This window comes from Comamonas testosteroni (assembly GCF_030505195.1).
Classification (GTDB): domain Bacteria; phylum Pseudomonadota; class Gammaproteobacteria; order Burkholderiales; family Burkholderiaceae_C; genus Comamonas; species Comamonas testosteroni_G.
In genome coordinates, this window is record NZ_CP129672.1 from 1,199,709 (window position 1) to 1,215,976 (window position 16,268).

At 63.1% G+C, this 16,268-nt stretch carries 14 protein-coding genes; 9 read left to right on the forward strand and 5 right to left on the reverse strand.

Going from position 1 to position 16,268, the window contains the following annotated elements; all coding sequences use genetic code 11:
• Nucleotides 1–12: 12 nt before the first annotated feature.
• Nucleotides 13–3,222 carry an efflux RND transporter permease subunit gene (locus QYQ99_RS05535; RefSeq protein WP_302091772.1) on the reverse strand — a complete coding sequence of 1,070 codons (3,210 nt, stop codon included), beginning with the start codon at nt 3,220–3,222 and terminating at the stop codon, nt 13–15.
• The gene (locus tag QYQ99_RS05540) at nt 3,219–4,457 is read right to left on the reverse strand and encodes an efflux RND transporter periplasmic adaptor subunit (RefSeq protein WP_302093121.1); all 1,239 of its coding nucleotides are present in this window, start codon (nt 4,455–4,457) and stop codon (nt 3,219–3,221) included. Before QYQ99_RS05540 ends, QYQ99_RS05535 begins: the two co-directional genes overlap by 4 nt.
• Before the next feature lie 192 nt (nt 4,458–4,649).
• On the opposite strand from QYQ99_RS05540, the gene hpnC reads away from it, so the two are divergent.
• From hpnC to QYQ99_RS05560, 4 genes are all read left to right on the forward strand, one after another.
• Nucleotides 4,650–5,531, forward strand: coding sequence for a squalene synthase HpnC (hpnC, locus tag QYQ99_RS05545; protein WP_302093122.1), 882 nt, complete (start codon nt 4,650–4,652; stop codon nt 5,529–5,531).
• A gap of 144 nt (nt 5,532–5,675) precedes the next feature.
• Entirely contained in the window at nt 5,676–6,515 is an 840-nt protein-coding gene (hpnD, locus tag QYQ99_RS05550; RefSeq protein ID WP_302091773.1) for a presqualene diphosphate synthase HpnD, read from the forward strand.
• Nucleotides 6,516–6,522: 7 nt separating this feature from the next.
• Nucleotides 6,523–7,869, forward strand: coding sequence for a hydroxysqualene dehydroxylase HpnE (gene hpnE / locus QYQ99_RS05555; protein WP_302091774.1), 1,347 nt, complete (start codon nt 6,523–6,525; stop codon nt 7,867–7,869).
• 149 nt (nt 7,870–8,018) lie between these two features.
• A complete protein-coding gene (locus QYQ99_RS05560) occupies nt 8,019–9,041 on the forward strand; it encodes a Bug family tripartite tricarboxylate transporter substrate binding protein (RefSeq protein WP_087086057.1) in 1,023 nt (340 codons plus the stop codon).
• Nucleotides 9,042–9,163: 122 nt separating this feature from the next.
• On the opposite strand, the gene QYQ99_RS05565 is transcribed toward QYQ99_RS05560, so the two are convergent.
• From QYQ99_RS05565 to QYQ99_RS05575, 3 genes are read right to left on the reverse strand one after another with little or no spacing between them, the layout of a single operon-like run.
• Nucleotides 9,164–9,379, reverse strand: coding sequence for a DUF2788 domain-containing protein (locus tag QYQ99_RS05565; RefSeq protein WP_003078455.1), 216 nt, complete (start codon nt 9,377–9,379; stop codon nt 9,164–9,166).
• A gap of 47 nt (nt 9,380–9,426) precedes the next feature.
• The gene (locus QYQ99_RS05570) at nt 9,427–10,275 is read right to left on the reverse strand and encodes a DUF2189 domain-containing protein (RefSeq protein WP_302091775.1); all 849 of its coding nucleotides are present in this window, start codon (nt 10,273–10,275) and stop codon (nt 9,427–9,429) included.
• 45 nt (nt 10,276–10,320) lie between these two features.
• Nucleotides 10,321–11,070: an HAD family hydrolase gene (locus QYQ99_RS05575; RefSeq protein WP_302091776.1), complete on the reverse strand. Its 750-nt coding sequence runs from the start codon at nt 11,068–11,070 to the stop codon at nt 10,321–10,323.
• A 72-nt stretch (nt 11,071–11,142) separates the two neighbouring features.
• Here QYQ99_RS05575 and hemH point away from each other — a divergent pair, with 72 nt between their 5' ends.
• The 5 genes from hemH to QYQ99_RS05600 all read left to right on the forward strand — a co-directional run bounded on the left by hemH (nt 11,143) and on the right by QYQ99_RS05600 (nt 16,258).
• On the forward strand, nt 11,143–12,240 hold the full coding sequence (gene hemH, locus QYQ99_RS05580) for a ferrochelatase (protein WP_302091777.1): 1,098 nt from the start codon (nt 11,143–11,145) through the stop codon (nt 12,238–12,240).
• Nucleotides 12,241–12,285: 45 nt separating this feature from the next.
• Nucleotides 12,286–13,263 (forward strand): LysR family transcriptional regulator, encoded by a 978-nt coding sequence (locus QYQ99_RS05585; protein ID WP_302091778.1) that lies wholly within the window; start codon nt 12,286–12,288, stop codon nt 13,261–13,263.
• Nucleotides 13,264–13,453: 190 nt separating this feature from the next.
• The gene (locus tag QYQ99_RS05590; protein ID WP_302091779.1) at nt 13,454–14,407 is read left to right on the forward strand and encodes an isopenicillin N synthase family dioxygenase; all 954 of its coding nucleotides are present in this window, start codon (nt 13,454–13,456) and stop codon (nt 14,405–14,407) included.
• Between the two features lie 11 nt (nt 14,408–14,418).
• Nucleotides 14,419–15,219, forward strand: coding sequence for an alpha/beta fold hydrolase (locus QYQ99_RS05595; RefSeq protein ID WP_302091780.1), 801 nt, complete (start codon nt 14,419–14,421; stop codon nt 15,217–15,219).
• A 40-nt stretch (nt 15,220–15,259) separates the two neighbouring features.
• Nucleotides 15,260–16,258: an ABC transporter substrate-binding protein gene (locus QYQ99_RS05600; protein WP_302091781.1), complete on the forward strand. Its 999-nt coding sequence runs from the start codon at nt 15,260–15,262 to the stop codon at nt 16,256–16,258.
• Nucleotides 16,259–16,268 lie beyond the last annotated feature (10 nt).

Sequence of the window (16,268 nt, forward strand, 5' to 3'; positions counted from 1 at the left end):
CGCAAAACAGGCTCAGGCCGTGTCCTTTCTGATGCGAAAAGCCGCCGCATACATGGCGGGCAAGGCCAGCAAGGTCAGCACGGTCGCCACAATCAGACCGCCCATGATGGCCACAGCCATGGGGCCCCAGAACACGCTGCGCGACAGCGGGATCATGGCCAGCACGGCAGCCGCGGCAGTCAGCACGATGGGACGCAGCCTGTGAACGGCAGCCTCCACAATCGCGTCCCAGGCCGGCACACCCTGGGCACGTCCACTCTCGATCTGATCGATCAGGATGACCGAATTGCGCTGAATCATGCCCATCAAGGCCACGACCCCCAGCAGCGCCACAAAGCCGAAGGGGCGATTCAGCAGCAGCAAGGCCGCCGCCACGCCAGGGATGCCCAAGGGACCGGTGATAAACACCAGCAGCGAACGGCTGACGCTGCGCAGTTGCAGCATGAGCAGCGTGAAAGTCAGGAACAGCAGCACCGGGACTCCGGCCACGATGGCACCTGAACCCTTGGAGCTTTCCTCCACGGCACCGGCCACCTCGATGCGATAGCCGGTGTCACCGGCAGCATGCCAGCCGGCCTCCATCTTGCGCAGTTGCGGCAACAGCTCGTTGGTCAGCGTGGCGCCCTGCAGACCCTCACGCACATCGCCTTGAACGGTAATCGCGAAGTTGCGCTTTTCGCGCCACATCACACCCGGCTCCCAGACCATGACGGGCTTGGCAATCTGCGTGAGCGGAATGGACTGCCCGTTTGCCGTAGTGACATAGACACCCGCGATATCGGTAATCGCATCGCGGTCTTGCTTGGGCGAGCGCATCACGATATCGATCAGCTTGTCGCCTTCACGGAACTGCCCCACGGTGGTGCCGCTGAAGTTCATGCCCGCGGCTTCGGCGATAGACTGGCTGGTCACACCCAGGGCACGCGCCTTGTCCTGGTCAACCTGCAGGCGTATGACCTTGATGGACTCGTTCCAGTTGTCGTTCACGCCACGCATATCGGCATTGGCCTGCATGAGCGCCTTGACTTCATCGGCGTAGGTGCGCAACTTGGCAGGGTCCGAGCCCATCACACGGAACTGCACCGGATATTGCACGGGCGGCCCGTTGGGCAGCAGCTTGGAGCGCGCCCGCACCTCGGGGAATTCCTCGGCCATCAGCGCCGGCAATTGTTTGCGGATTTCCTCGCGTGCCTTCAGATCTTTGGCCACCAGAATGAACTGGGATACGTTGTTCTGCGGAAACACCTGGTCCAGCGGAAGATAAAAGCGCGGTGCTCCGGAGCCGATCCATTCGCTGACGGACTCCACACCGTCGAGCTGCAAAAAGCGCTTTTCCACGCGCAGCGTCACTTCCTTGTTGGCCTGCAGGGAAGTGCCCTCGGGGAACCATATATCGACCAGCACTTCGGGCCGGCTGGAGTCGGGGAAGAACTGCTGCTGCACCTTGCCCATGCCCGCCAGGCCCAGCACGAACACCAGCACCGTCGCGCCAATCGTCAGCCAGCGGTGCTGCACACACCAGTTCACCGTACGGCGAAAACGGTTGTAGAACGGCGTATCGAACAGCTCATGCTCACCTGCGTTGGTGTTGATGCCTGCTTCTTCGGCAGACACCTCACCGGACGCCACTTCGGGGGGCAGCTTGGCGGCATGCGGCGGCTTCTTGAGCAGCAGCAGGCCCAGATAAGGCACGAAGTACACCGAGGCAAACCAGCTGAGCACCAGCGCAATCACCGTCACCGCGAAGATGGCGAAGGTGTATTCGCCCGTCATGGATTTGGCCATACCGATGGGCAGAAAGCCCGCTGCCGTGATCAGCGTGCCAGTCAGCATGGGCTTGGAGGTGATCTCATAGGCAAAGGTGGCGGCACGGTACTTGTCGTAGCCCTCCTCCATCTTGCGCACCATCATCTCCACGGCAATGATGGCGTCGTCCACGAGCAGGCCCAGCGCAATGATGAGCGAGCCCAGCGACACCTTGTGCAGACCGATATTCCAGTACCACATGGCCAGGAATGTCGCGGCCAGCACCAGGGGAATGGTGATGCCCACCACCAGTCCGGGGCGCGGATCGATATACCAGCGCTTCCACAGCGGATGCTGCCCAGGACGCTTGTGCAGACCCAGGCTCAGAAAGCTCACTGCCAACACCACAACCACGGCTTCGACAAGTACCTGGAGAAACTCGCTGACCGAATCCGCCACCGCCTTGGGCTGGTTCTGCATATTGCTCAGCATCACGCCCACGGGCAGGCTTTTGGCGATGCGCTCCGTGGCCTGCGTCAGCTCCTTGCCCAGGGCAATGATGTCGCCGCCCTTGACCATGGAAACCCCCAGGGCCACCGTAGGCTCGCCCTGAAAACGCACCATGACATTGGCCGGATCGGCATAGCCACGGTGCACTTCAGCGATATCGCCCAACCTGAACTGCGCACCTCCCTGGCCGATGATGGGCATGGCACGCAATTGCTCCAGGTCGTTGAACTGCCCCTGCACACGCAACACAATGGTTTCGGCAGGCGTCTGCAAGGTACCGGCCGATGCCACGGCATTTTGCTGGTTGAGCTGATCCAGCACCTGCTTGAGGTTCAGCCCCATCTGCGTGGCGCGGTGCGACAGCTCTACATAGACCTTTTCGTCCTGCACGCCGAACTGCTCGACCTTGGCCACATCGGGCACCTGCAGCAGCTGCTGACGCACATCGTCGGCCAGGGTCTTGAGCTCGGCATAACTGAAGCCCTTGGCCTGCAGCGCATAGATCACGCCATAGACGTCGCCAAAATCGTCATTGAAGAACGGCCCCTGCACGCCCTGCGGCAGGGTGTAGCGCATGTCCCCCACTTTCTTGCGCACCGTATACCAGAGCTGCGGCACTTCCTTGGGGGGAGAGTAGTCCTTGACTTGGAAGATGACTTGCGACTCGCCAGGCTTGGAATAGCTGCTGATCTTGTCGGCATAAGGCACTTCCTGCAGCGTGCGCTCGATCTTGTCCGTCACCTGCTGAGCCACCTGCTCAGCCGTCGCGCCAGGCCAGTAGGTACGAATGACCATGGCCCGGAAGGTGAACGGTGGGTCCTCATCCTGCCCCAGCTGAAAAAAGGCCGTAAAGCCCAGCAGCATCAGCACGACGATGAAATAGCGTGTCAGCGCCACATGATCGAGCGCCCAGCGGGAAAGATTGAAATGCGCGCCACCGGTCTTTTTGTGTCCAGTGCCGCTCATTTGCCCGCCTCCGCAGCGACTGCAGACTGAGACGCTCCATATTCAGGATCATTCCGCGTTTTATCCACCTGCGTTGGGTGCTGATTTGATACAGATTTTTGTGGCGATTTGGCATATTTATCGCGATACACCGTCACCTTCTGGCCCGGGGTCAGCACATGGGTGCCTGTGGCCACCACCTGCATTCCGGGTTGCAGACCCGAGGCAATCACCGCCTCGTTGCCGTCGGCACTGGCAATCTGCACCGGCTGCAGCTTCACCGAGCTGCTGGCCGCGTCGTACAGCCAGACGGCCGTCCCCTGACCGTTATCGCCCTCCTGGCGCAAGGCCGTGGTTGGCAATTTGATGACCTGGCTGCCAACGGCTTCGCGGCTCACGCCCATGCCCTCGGGCATGACCTGCACAGTGGCGCCCAGTGCGGGCAGGTCCGCTCCCTGCAGGGCGGCCTTGACCACATAGGTGCGCGTGGCCGGATCGGCGCTGGCCGCCACCTCACGCACCAGGGCATTGATCACGCGCGACTCATCCGACCAGGGCCTCACCTTCACGCCTTGCCCCGGCTTGATGGCGCTACGTCGGTCTTCCGGCACGTTGAACACCGCATCGCGCGCGCCATCCTGGGCAATCCGCACCACGGGTGTGCCGGCCGCAACCACCTGACCGGGTTCGGCCTCCACGCTGGTGACCACGCCATCGGCATCGGCCAGCAACTGGGTGTAGTTCTCCTGATTGGACTGGCTGGAGAGCTGGGCCCGCGCTTGATCGAGCGAGGCCTGGGCCGCCTTCAGATTGGCCTCGTAGCGTTCCATCTCAGCGGCGCTGATGAAGTTCTGTGCACGCAGGGTACGAAAACGCTTGGCATTCGCCTCGGCCAGATCGCGCTGCGTGGTGGCCGATGCCAGTTGGGCACGCGCGGCATCGGCACTGAGCTGATAGTCACGCGCATCCAGGCGCGCCAGCACCTGTCCAGCCTTCACACGCTGGCCCAGTTCCACCTCGCGCCTGGTGATCTTGCCCGCCACGCGAAAGCCGAGGCGAGACTCCACACGGGCCCGCACATCGCCGGAATATTCCTGGGCAGATTCGATCTGCCCCTCACCCACGGTCACCAGCTTGACTGCGCGTACCGGCTCGGGCGCAGCCTCCTTCTTGGAACAGGCCGACAACATGACAGCAGCCGCCACTATGGACAGCGCAGCCAAGGGCACGGCAGGCCGGCGCGGCAAAGACAACATTGCAAAACGACGAGAAGACGAAACAGCCATGGTGTTCTGGGCTTGTAAAAAATAGGAAAAGCGCAGCCGCCGGGCAGGCCACTGCACCAAAGTCAGCGCTGATTGTGCACGCACGTGCGCTTGTGCGCCGTCTTTTTATGGGCTGCCGCAAGCAGGCAAGCCCACCCGGTCCACAATACGGGCGTGAACCATATGCCCCCAGCAAGCCCCGTCGCCAGTGCGCCGGCCAGCATCACCCATTACGAAAATTTTCCCGTCGCCTCCTGGCTGTGCCCGCCACGACTGCGCGCGCCCATCGCCGCCATCTACCACTTTGCGCGCACCGCTGACGATCTGGCCGACGAAGGCGATCATTGCACAGAGAAGCGCCTGGCACAGTTGCAGCAATATGCCGCCGATCTGCAGCAGCTAGGCAGCGCTGGCGAAGCCGCCATGCTGATGCGAACCTCTTGGCCCCATGTCTTTGGCCCGCTGGCAGTTCAGGTTCAGACCCATCGTCTGCCCAAGCGATTGCTGGCAGACCTGCTCAGTGCCTTCGAGCAGGATGTGCGCATGACGGCCGCCCAGACCCGCTACACCGACATGGCCCAGCTGCTGGACTATTGCCGCCGCTCGGCCAACCCGGTCGGCCGCCTGCTGCTGCATCTGTACGGGGTGGTCAACGCCAAGACACTGATTCAGAGCGACGCCATCTGCACCGCCCTGCAACTCATCAACTTCTGGCAGGATCTGAGCCAGGACTTGCCGCGCCAGCGCCACTACCTGCCGGATGCCGACCTGGCCCGCCACGGCCTTGTGCGCAGTGCCATCAAGCCGGAAGCAGCGGCATTGACACCCGAGCTGCGCTCTTTGCTCGGCGAACTCAACCGCCAGGCCCGCAGCCTGATGATCCATGGGACGCCTTTGGTGCATCAGCTACCCGGCCGAACGGGCTGGGAACTGCGCCTGGTCGTGCAAGGCGGTCTGCGCATTCTGGACAGACTGGACGCCATGCAGGGACGCAACCTCTATCAGCGCATCAAGCTGAGCAAGCTCGATATGGTCGCCATGCTCTGGCGAGCCGTGCGCATGTGATCGAAAAGATAGCCCCAAACCTCTTATAGGCCTGTGCAAGGCGCAATTGAATTTGACATCCAATTTGACATCCAACCAGATGCATACCGCGCATTTCACTGTTGTGTCGGCCAACCGCCCGCGTCATGGGACAATGCTCCCCCTATGAATCCGGATCAGTACGTCCAAGACAAAGCCGCCTCTTCAGGCAGCAGCTTCTATTACGCCTTTCTCTTCTTGCCCAAGGAGCGCCGCGCCGCCATCACGGCTTTCTATGCCTTCTGCCGCGAAGTGGATGACGTGGTCGACGAGGTCACGGATCCCGGCGTGGCAGCCACCAAGCTGGCCTGGTGGAAGACCGAGGTACACAGGGCATTCACCAGTCAATCCGTCCACCCCGTGATGCAGGCACTGATGCCCCACGCCAAGACCTATGGCATCGAAGAGCGCCATCTGCAGGCCGTCATCGAAGGCTGCCAGATGGATCTGGATCAGACCCGCTATCTGGACTTTGCCGGCCTGCAGCGCTACTGCCACCTGGTCGCCGGAGTGGTCGGCGAGGTCGCTGCCCGCATCTTCGGCCAGACCGAGGAGCGCACCACCGAATACGCCCACACGCTGGGCCAGGCTCTGCAGCTGACCAACATCATCCGCGATGTGGGCGAAGACGCCATGCGCGGACGCATCTACCTGCCCATCAGCGAGCTGCAGCAGTTCGACGTCAAGGCCCACGAAATCAACAAGCGCGAGTACTCGGATCGCTTCACTGCACTGATGCGCTTTCAGGCCGAGCGTGCCCACAGCCTGTATGACAAGGCGCTGGGCCTGCTGCCGGACGCCGATCGTCACGCACAAAAGCCCGGCCTGATGATGGCGAGCATCTATCGCACCCTGCTGCGCGAAATCGAGTCAGAGAACTTCCAGGTGCTGCACCAGCGCATCAGCCTCACGCCACTGCGCAAGTTCTGGCTGGTCTGGAAAATGCAGGCACTGGGCCGCATGTAAGCGCGCCATGCAAGTTGCCATCATCGGTGGCGGCTGGGCCGGCATGGCTGCCGCAGTACAGCTCTCGCTCAGCGGTCATCGGCCCACGGTTTTCGAAGCCGGCCGCCAGCTGGGTGGCCGGGCCCGCAATCTGGGACTGCCAGGCGGCACCATCGCCGACAACGGCCAGCACATTCTGATCGGAGCCTATGCCGAATGCCTGAGGCTCATGCGCGTCGTGGGTGCAGCGCCAGAGCATGCCCTGCTGCGCAGGCCACTGGCCATGCGCTACGCCGATGGCAGCGGCCTGTCCTTCCCCAACCTACCAGCGCCGCTGGACGCCCTCGTCGGCATTGCCAGCGCCCGCGGCTGGTCACTTCGCGAACGTGCCGCCCTGCTGGCGCGCGCCCTGCGCTGGCGAATTCAGGGCTTTCGCTGCGCAGACCAGGCCACCGTGGCCGACATCTGCAACGGTCTGCCAAAGCGCCTGCTCGATGAGTTCATCGAACCTCTTTGCGTATCAGCCCTCAACCTGCCAGCCTCGCAGGCAAATGGCAGCATCTTCTTGCGTGTGCTGCATGACGCCCTGTTCGCGGGCACAGGCGGCTCGCACTTTATGGTGCCACGCCGCGGCCTTGGCGATATCTTTCCCATCCCGGCTGCGCAATGGCTGCAAGGCCGCGGCCATGCGGTGCATACGGCCAGCCGCATTCAGGAGCTGATTCCACATGGCCGGCAATGGCTGCTGCGTGCATCCAACGCGGCACTGACACCAGCGCTTGAGCAATCGCGCTTCGATGCCGTGCTGCTGGCCTGCTCACCTCAGGAAGCCGCCCGCCTGGCCCTGCTGGCTGCCGAAGACCAGCGACTTCCCGCACGCGACGGCGTGCATTACCAGCACTGGGCACAGACCGCGCAGGCGCTGGAGCACACGGCCATTGCCACGGTCTATGCGCGCACCTGCCATCGCCTTGCAGCCGAGTTGCCCTGGCTTGCACTGCAGCCTGACGAGCAGGCTCCTGCCCAGTTTGTGTTTGACCGCGGGCACCTGCAGCCCTCCGATACCGTCCAGCAAGGTCTGATGGCTTTTGTCGTCAGCGACTGCCGCACGGACCGCGAAACACTGGAGCAGCAGGTGCTGGATCAAGCCCGTCAACAGCTGGGCTGGCAGGACATTCAAGCTGTGCTGACCGTGGTTGAAAAGCGCGCCACATTTGCCTGCAGACCCGGCGTGAAACGCCCTGACTTAGAACTTGGCCATGGCCTCTGGGCTTGCGGCGACTATGTGAACGGACCCTACCCGGCGACGCTGGAAGGCGCCGTACGTTGCGGACTCGCGGCGGCTGAGGAGCTGGCCCGGATGGACCAAGGCTGAGCAGCTCTAGAGCAAACCCTATCAGCACAATCCTGATATCTGGATAGTCCTGCTGAACCAAGTTTGACAGCGATTTGACAGCCACAGTTGCAACCATGCTCGAAGAGGTAATCTCTCAGCCGTATAAAGCCAAAAGCAACGGAGACAACATGGCATCCACGTTCGACAAATCCACTCGCGAGATTCTGAGCATCTCGCGCCGCCATCTGCTGACCGGCGCCGGAGCCCTGGCCTGCAGCAGCCTGCTGCCTGGCATGGCCCGCGCTGCCGATGACAGCTGGCCCAACCGCCCGATTCGCTTTGTCGTGCCGTTTGCGCCCGGCGGCAGCTCTGAAATCGTGGCCCGCTCCACCGCCGCAGAGCTGTCCAAGACCATCGGTCAGAACGTATTCGTGGACAACAAGCCCGGCGCTGCGGGCAATATCGCCATGCAGGAAGTGGCTCGCGCCGACGACCAGAGCACGGTCATCCTCGGCCATATCGGCACCCTGGCCGTCAACCCCTATATTTTTGACAAGCTGCCCTGGGACCCGAAAAAGGACTTTGTGCCCGTGAGCCTGCTAGCCAAGGTGCCCAGCCTCTATGTGGTGCACCCCGATCTGCCCGTCAAGAACATTGCCGATCTGGTGGCCTATGCCAAGAAGAACCCTGGCAAGCTCAGCTATGGCTCGGCCGGCAACGGCAGCGCGGGTCATCTGGCCTTCGAATATCTGAAGATGACGGCCGACATCTTCATGCTCCACGTGCCTTATCGCGGCACCGGCCCCATGATGACCGACCTGCTCTCGGGCCGTCTTGATGCGGCCTCGGTCGGCGCCGCCGCGCTGCTGCCCTTCATCAAGGCCGGCAAGGTGCGCTGCATCGCCACCGGTTCGACCAAGCGCCTGCCACAGCTGCCCGATGTGCCCACGGTGGCCGAGCAGGGCTTTCCCGGCTTCGAGATGACCCAGTGGTACGGCATGTTGGCCCCTTCCAGCCTGCCTCGCGCCCATGTGGACAAGCTGGCCGCAGAATGCGCCAAGGCCGTCAAGGCACCCGATGCGCTCAAGCGCCTGCAAGGCGACGCGGCCGAACCCATTGGAAGCACGCCAGAACAGTTTGCCCAGTTCATCGCCACCGAGCAGAACCGCTGGCAAAAAGTGCTCAAGCGCGCACAGGTGAAACCGGGTTGAACCCCGAGGTGCCGCCCCTTCCCCCTTCGTTTCGGAAGGGGGGCGAGATCCTCAATGCAGGGCAGACCTTGCTCGATGCCCTGAGTCGGTCAGCCCTTATGGCGCACAGTTCGTGGCGCAGCTCAGTGGCTCTCTATCCACCACTGGATGATGATCTTGGCGATATAGCCCACAAAGCCCACACCCAGGCCTAGGCAAATCACAAAGGTGCCGAACTTGCCTGCCTTGGACTGACGCGCCAGCTGCAGGATGATGAACACCATGAACAAGATGAAGGCACCCACGCCCCATGTCAGGAAAAAGTGGGCGATCTGCTCTTCCGTATAACCGAATATCACGACAACCAGGTCCTTACAGCCCTTGCCAGGCCCTGGTCGCGCAGCGCTCAGACGGCAGGCGCTATCGCTTCATCCCTGGCAGGGAATGCCGAGGCATCCACCAGGTCTCGATAGGCGTGCCAGCTGGCATGGCCCAGCAAGGGCATCACAACCACCAGCCCCAGCAGATAGCTGCCAAGGCCCAGCAAAGTCAACATCACAATCAGTGCCGCCCACAAGGCCATGGGGCCCGGGTTGGCCAGCACCACGGACCAACTGGTCAGCACGGCCTGGCGCACGGTCACTCGCCTGTCCAGCATCAGCGGCATCGCCACCACGCTGGACGCAAAAATCGGAGCAGCCAGAAAGCTGCCCAAAGCCATCCATTGCACAAACAGCTGACCGTCCCTGGCCAGCACCACATGCGCAATGAAATCCTGCAGGGTCTGCACCCGCACAGGTGACATCACAGTGATCAGCGATGCCGAAATCAGCACCCAGCCCGTGGCCGCCAGCGCCAGCAAGGCACCGAACCTGACCATGCACCAGTACCCGCCCCGCCCCGTGGCATGGCAGCTTTGCCATTGCGTCCAGGTGCGGCGGATCAGACCCCAGTCTGCCACCTCGCCGCGTTCGACGGCCCTGCTTATGGCGTAGAGGCTGGTTGCCACCAGAGGCCCCACCACCAGAAAGCCCGACAAGGCTCCTGCCATCAACCAGAAGCGATTGTGCCCCAGGGTCAGGATGGCTGCACCGATCAGGATCAAGGCCAGACCATGCGCCAGACTGATTAACGGAGCGTTAGAAATGTCCTGCAAGGCTCTGGACAGCCAAACCAGAGGCCGGCTCCAGGCAATGGTTCGCACAGGTGCCAGCGGAGGCGGCGTGAGAAGGCAGGCAGACAGACAGGTAGGCATAGGCGGTCCTTCTTCGCTGACCCGCAAAGCTTTCCCTCGTCCCGGTCAACGATCTGCCAGCCCCTGACACAACTGCCAAAGGCTGGCGACTGTGACGTGGGGTTCAGGACCCACGCAAGGCCATGCTACCTGCCCGCGGTTGAGCCAGACTGCGTGCATACCCGCATCCATGGCGCCCCGGGCATCCAGCTGCGCATCGTCGCCGATGTGCAGCACATGCTCTGGAGCCACGCCGGCCGCATCCGCTGCCGCCTGAAAAAAACGCGTCTCGGGCTTGGCCATGCCGGCTGCGCTGGCAGACAGCGAGGCGCGAAAATGCTCGCCGATACCCACCACATGCACATTCGCATTGCCATTGGACAGGGCCACCACAGGCCAGCGCTGCGAGAGAAACTGCAGCGCCGGCAAGGCATCGTCAAACAGCTCAACGCGCTGGCGAGCGGCAAAGAACTCCTCGAAGGCCGGTTCGGCCAAGGCGGGATCGTCACCGGCCCTGGTCAGCGCCAGTCGGATGGACTCGCGGCGCAGGCCGCTGAGATCGGCCTTCAGATCCGGGCGCAGTGCAACGATTTCATGGCGCAAGGCGCGCACCTTGTCCGTATCGCCCAGGTGCTCGGCCGTACCGGGGGCATGCTGCGCGAGCCACTGCAGCAAAATGGCCTCTGCCTTGGCAATCGTGGGCCAGATGGGCCAGAGCGTGTCGTCCAGATCCAGGCTGATGGCGCGAATCTGGCCGCTGTGGCGCAGGCGCTGGAGAGTTTCAATGGCAAGGGCTGTGGTGTCTTGGGATTGCATGCCCGAAGAATAGCGGCCCGGCTAATGCCGCAAAGCGGCTGCGCCTATCCGATTAGCTGACACAATTGCGCCATGCCATCACGCTTTGCGCCCGAACCCCGCTTCCGCCACGATCAATCCGCACGCACCGGCATCCTGCTGTGCAATTTGGGCACGCCGGCCGCGCCCACGGCCGCCGCAGTGCGCCCCTATCTGGCGGAGTTTCTCGGTGACGATCGGGTGGTCGAGATTCCCAAGCTCGCCTGGTGGCCGATTCTGCACGGCATCATCCTGCGCACCCGCCCGGCCAAGTCGGCTGCCAAGTACGCTACCGTCTGGCATGAAAAGGACGGCTCCCCGCTACTGCACTGGACCACGCGCCAGGCCACTTTGCTGCGCGGCTGGCTGGGCGAGCGCGGCCACAATGTGCTGGTTCTGCCGGCCATGCGCTATGGCACGCCGTCCATTGCGGCCCAGTTGGATGCACTCAAGAAAGACGGCGTGACGCGCATCCTGATTCTGCCGCTGTACCCCCAGTACTCGGGCACGACCACGGCCAGCGTGTTCGACGCCGTCTACGACTGGGCCAGGACCCAGCGCCATATTCCCGAGCTGCGTTTCGTCAACCGCTACCACGACCATGCCGGCTATATCGAAGCGCTGGCACAGCGCATCGAAGCACACTGGCGCGGCCACGGCCGCGGGGACAAGCTGGTCATGAGTTTTCATGGCGTGCCCGAGCGCACCTTGCATCTGGCCGACCCCTATCACTGCGAATCGCACAAGACGGCACGCCTGCTGGCCGAACGGCTCAAGCTCGGCAACGAGCAGTATCTGGTGACCTTCCAGTCGCGCTTTGGCAAGGCCAAATGGCTGGAGCCCTATACCGAACCCTCGCTGATTGCCATGGCCCAGGCTGGCACCCGGCGCGTCGATGTGGTCTGCCCCGGCTTTACCAGCGACTGTCTGGAGACGTTGGAGGAAATCAAGCAGGAAGCGCGTGAAGCCTTTTTGCATGCGGGCGGCCAGCAGTTCGAGTACATAGACTGCCTCAACGACAGTGCACCCTGGATCACCGCACTCAGCGATATTGCCCAGCAGCATATGCAAGGCTGGCCCACCGGGCGCGAGGACGATGCCGAGCTCAAGGCCCGCGCCCAGCACGCCAAGGCGGCCGGCGCGCCGCAGTAGGCGGCCATCGAACGAACTGGCACGGCATATGCTGCCTCCGGCAGCATGCATATTCACGCCCGCTCCATTCGCTATTTCGACATGATTCGCCGCTGCGGCTCCATACGCGAGGCCGCGCGCCATCTGCATGTGGCGTCATCGGCGGTCAACCGCCAGCTGCTGCAGCTCGAGGATGAAATCGGCAGCCCGCTGTTCGAGCGCCTGAGCTCGGGCCTGCGGCTCACGGCCGCTGGCGAAGTGTTTTCGCGCCATGTGATCACGGTGCTGCAGGACGAGCACCGCCTCAGCACCGAGCTGGAGCAACTGCGCGGCGTGCGTCGTGGCTCGGTCAGCGTGGCGGCGGTGGAGGGCTTGAATGCCGACCTGATGCCGGCCGTGCTCACGCAGATGCACAGGCGCTATCCCACGATTCAGATTCATGTGCGCACCTGCGGCTCCCAACAGGCGGCACAGGCCGTGATTCAGGGCGATGCGGACGTAGGCATAGGCTTTTCGGTCAAGCGCCACGACAATCTGCGCCAATGCACCATGGGCCGCTTTGCGCTGGGTGCCATCGTGCCGCCCAAACACCCGATTGCCCAACTGGAGCGCGTGGACTTTGCACAATGCGCGGCCTTTCCGCTGATTCTGCCAACGCCCGAACTCTCGATGCACGACTTGCTGCAGCCCTTGCTGGCGCACCACAAACGTGCATTGCAGGTATTGCTGGAAACCTCGTCCATCGAGCTGGCCAAGAGCCTGGCCGAACGCGGCGTAGGCATTTTTTTCCAGAGCCGACTGGGGCTCGAGCGCGAGCTGCGCGAAGGGCGGCTGGTTCATGTGCCGCTGGATACCCCCACCACGCTGTACTCCGAACTCGGCGTCTATGTGCGTGCAGGACGCACGCTGCCATCGGCACTCGACGCTTTCAATCGCATCGTGGCCGATGCCATAGAAAGCCGCGAGGACGAGGAAAGCGTCGCCCTGCGTGAATGGGTGGCCCGCACGCAGACCACAGCTGTGGCGGCTTCCGCCAGGAGCTGAGCCCGCCCGCCTGTGCCTGCACCGGCATTGTGCGCATCGCTTTTTGCGAGTGCACCAATGCCGTGCAATGCTTTACTCATCAGCGATTAGCGCTCACATTTTTAGATCACCCCGCAGCAAAAGCTGCGCTATCCAGCACGGGCTACGCTTTCTAAACTGACTCCAGTTCTTCAGTTTCTGGAAGCCATTTGTGAGCACCTCTGTCCTCCCCCTCATCGACATCAGCGGCCTGCGCAGCCATGACCCTGTGGATCAGCACCTGGTGGCCGAGCAACTGCGCCAGGTTTGCGAACAGCGCGGCTTTTTCTATATCACGGGCCACGGCATAGACCCGGCGCTGATCAGCAGCCTGTTTGCGGCCAGCCAGCGCTTCTTCGACCTGCCCATGACCGAGAAGCTGGCCGTGGACAAAAAGCTCTCCCGCTGCAACCGCGGCTATGAGCCGCTGCGCGCCCAGACGCTGGAGAGCGGCGCACCGCCCGATCTCAAGGAAAGCTTCTACGCGGGCGCCGAGGTCGCGGCCAACGATGCGCGTGTGCTGGCCGGCCGCTTCAATACCGGCCCCAACCAATGGCCCGAAACCCTACCCGACTTCCGCGCCGTGATGCAGAACTATTACCAGGCGGCCTATGGCCTGGGCGCGACCATTGTGCGCGGCCTGGCCTTGTCGCTGGGCGTGCCGGTCAGCCACTTCGACGGCTATCTCAAGGACGCAGCCGCGACCCTGCGCCTGCTGCATTACCCGCCCCAGCCTGCCAATCCCGACCCCGGCGAGAAAGGCTGTGGCGAACACACGGACTTCGGCGGCGTGACCTTGCTGCTGCAGGACGAGGCCGGCGGCCTGCAGGTCTGGGACAAAGACCTCGGCAACTGGATCGACGCCCCCCCCGTGCCCGGTGCCTTCGTCGTCAACATCGGCGACCTGTTCGCGCGCTGGACCAACGACCGCTATGTCTCCACCTTGCACCGGGTCATCAATGTCTCGGGGCGCGAACGCTACTCCGTACCCTTTTTCTTCACGGGCAATCTGCTGCACAAGGTGGAATGCATTCCCACCTGCCTGGACGAGGGCGAGCAGCCCAAGTACCCGGCCGTCACGGTGGAGCAGCACCAGATCGAATGCTATCGCCGCACCTACGGTTGACGGAGGCCACGATGACAAGCTCACGCAATATGGTGCTGATCCACGGGGCCTGGCAAGGCAGCTGGGCTTTTGCCGCCTGGACGCCGCTGCTGCAGGCCCGGGGCTGGAAGGTGCTTGCCGTCAATCTGCCGGGCAACGATGCCGCCGCCGAAGACGACAGCTGCGCCAATCTCGACGGCTACACCGCCCATGTGCTGCGCGTGCTGGAGTCGCTGGACGACCCTGCCGTGGTGGTCGGTCACAGCGGTGGCGGCATGACAGCGTCTCAGGTCGCCCAGGCCGCCCCCGAGCGGGTCAGCGCCCTGGTCTACCTGGCCGGAATGATGCTGCCCAGCGGCATGAGCTATGGCGATGTGATCGCGCAATGCCGCGCTGCCGATCCGGGCTTTGACTACCAGGGCATAGGCCCACATCTGGCCTGGAACGAGCAGCGCAATGCCAGCAGCGTGCCGCTGGAAGCCGCCATGGCTTTGTTCCTGCATGACTGCCCTCCGACCGCAGCGCTCAAGGCAGCCAGCCGTTTCTGCGTCCAACCCGAAACGGGCCGGGCCATGGTGAATCGGCTCAGTGCCGACCGTTTTGGCCAGGTGCCACGCATCTATGTGGAATGTCGCCAGGACCGCTCCGTGACGCTGCCGCTGCAGCAGCGCATGCAGCAGCTCACGCCGGGTGCCAGGCGCATCAGCCTCGATTGCGGCCATGTGCCCCAGCTGGCCTGCCCCGAAGCCCTGAGCGACGTCTTGCTGCCGGCTTTAAATGAAATCCACTCAAGACCCTTTATGAGCTTGCGCATTCCGCTCATCAATGTATAGCAACCAATTACCCCGGACTCGTATTCTTCAGGAGTTATTCATGACGCACCCCACTATCTCCTTCAAACGCTCCGCCCTTGCCGCCATGCTCGTCGCCTGTGGCGCAGCGGCCCAGGCGGCCGACAAGCTCACGGTACAGCTCGACTGGCTGCCCGGGGGCGACAAGTCCTTTGTCTATGTCGGCGTGCAGCAAGGCTTTTTCAAGGACGAAGGCCTGGACGTGAAGATCGTTCCCGGCCGAGGCTCGGCCGATGCCGTGACCAAGGTGGCCTCGGGCTCTGCCGATGTGGGTTTTGGCGGCATCTCAGCGCTGATGATGGCCGCTGCCGAAGGCCGGATTCCGGTCAAGGCCGTGATGTCGCTGTATTCCAAACAGCCCGATGCGCTGTTCACGCGCGCCGACAGCAAGATCAGGAATCTGAAGGACATGGAAGGCAAGACGGTGGCCATGCCCACCTTCTCCTCGTCGAATGCCCTGTGGCCCATCGTGCTGCAGAAGAACGGCGTGGACGCCAGCAAGATCAAGGTCATCAAGTCGGACCCGGCCACGCTGGCTCCCATGCTGGCCCAGGGCCGTGTGGACGCGACCATCAACTGGGTGACCGTGGCTCCGGCCTTCGGCGCCGTGCTCAAGCAGGCCGGCAAGGAGCTTTCGGTCCTGCCCTGGACGCAGTTCGGTCTGGACGGCTATGGCTGGTCCGTCATGGCCAGCGACAGGACCATCAAGGAGCGCCCTGAAGTGCTCAAGCGCTATGTGCGGGCACTGGGAAAGTCGCTGGAGTTCTCCATCCAGAACCCGCAAAAGGCGGCCGAGTCGCTGAAGGCCCAGGTGCCCGAAGCCGACCTTGCCGTGGTCAAGGCCGAATTTGAAGCCTCCATCCCGCTGCTCAGGAACGAGATCAGCCAGCGCGACGGCCTGGGCAAATTCGAGCCCCGGCTGCTGGCTGCCACCTGGGGCTGGGTGGCACAGTCCATGAGTTACGACCTCAAGAAGGTCGACCCGGAAACGCTGGTGGATCGCCGCTTTCTGAGCCAGTAAATCCCATGCG

Coding starts and splice junctions, on each gene's coding strand:
- QYQ99_RS05535 (WP_302091772.1), bottom strand. CDS start 3,222: ATGAGCGGCACTGGACACAAAAAGACCGGTGGCGCGCATTTCAATCTT.
- QYQ99_RS05540 (WP_302093121.1), bottom strand. CDS start 4,457: ATGTTGTCTTTGCCGCGCCGGCCTGCCGTGCCCTTGGCTGCGCTGTCC.
- hpnC (WP_302093122.1), top strand. CDS start 4,650: ATGCCCCCAGCAAGCCCCGTCGCCAGTGCGCCGGCCAGCATCACCCAT.
- hpnD (WP_302091773.1), top strand. CDS start 5,676: ATGAATCCGGATCAGTACGTCCAAGACAAAGCCGCCTCTTCAGGCAGC.
- hpnE (WP_302091774.1), top strand. CDS start 6,523: ATGCAAGTTGCCATCATCGGTGGCGGCTGGGCCGGCATGGCTGCCGCA.
- QYQ99_RS05560 (WP_087086057.1), top strand. CDS start 8,019: ATGGCATCCACGTTCGACAAATCCACTCGCGAGATTCTGAGCATCTCG.
- QYQ99_RS05570 (WP_302091775.1), bottom strand. CDS start 10,275: ATGCCTACCTGTCTGTCTGCCTGCCTTCTCACGCCGCCTCCGCTGGCA.
- QYQ99_RS05575 (WP_302091776.1), bottom strand. CDS start 11,070: ATGCAATCCCAAGACACCACAGCCCTTGCCATTGAAACTCTCCAGCGC.
- hemH (WP_302091777.1), top strand. CDS start 11,143: ATGCCATCACGCTTTGCGCCCGAACCCCGCTTCCGCCACGATCAATCC.
- QYQ99_RS05585 (WP_302091778.1), top strand. CDS start 12,286: ATGCATATTCACGCCCGCTCCATTCGCTATTTCGACATGATTCGCCGC.
- QYQ99_RS05595 (WP_302091780.1), top strand. CDS start 14,419: ATGACAAGCTCACGCAATATGGTGCTGATCCACGGGGCCTGGCAAGGC.
- QYQ99_RS05600 (WP_302091781.1), top strand. CDS start 15,260: ATGACGCACCCCACTATCTCCTTCAAACGCTCCGCCCTTGCCGCCATG.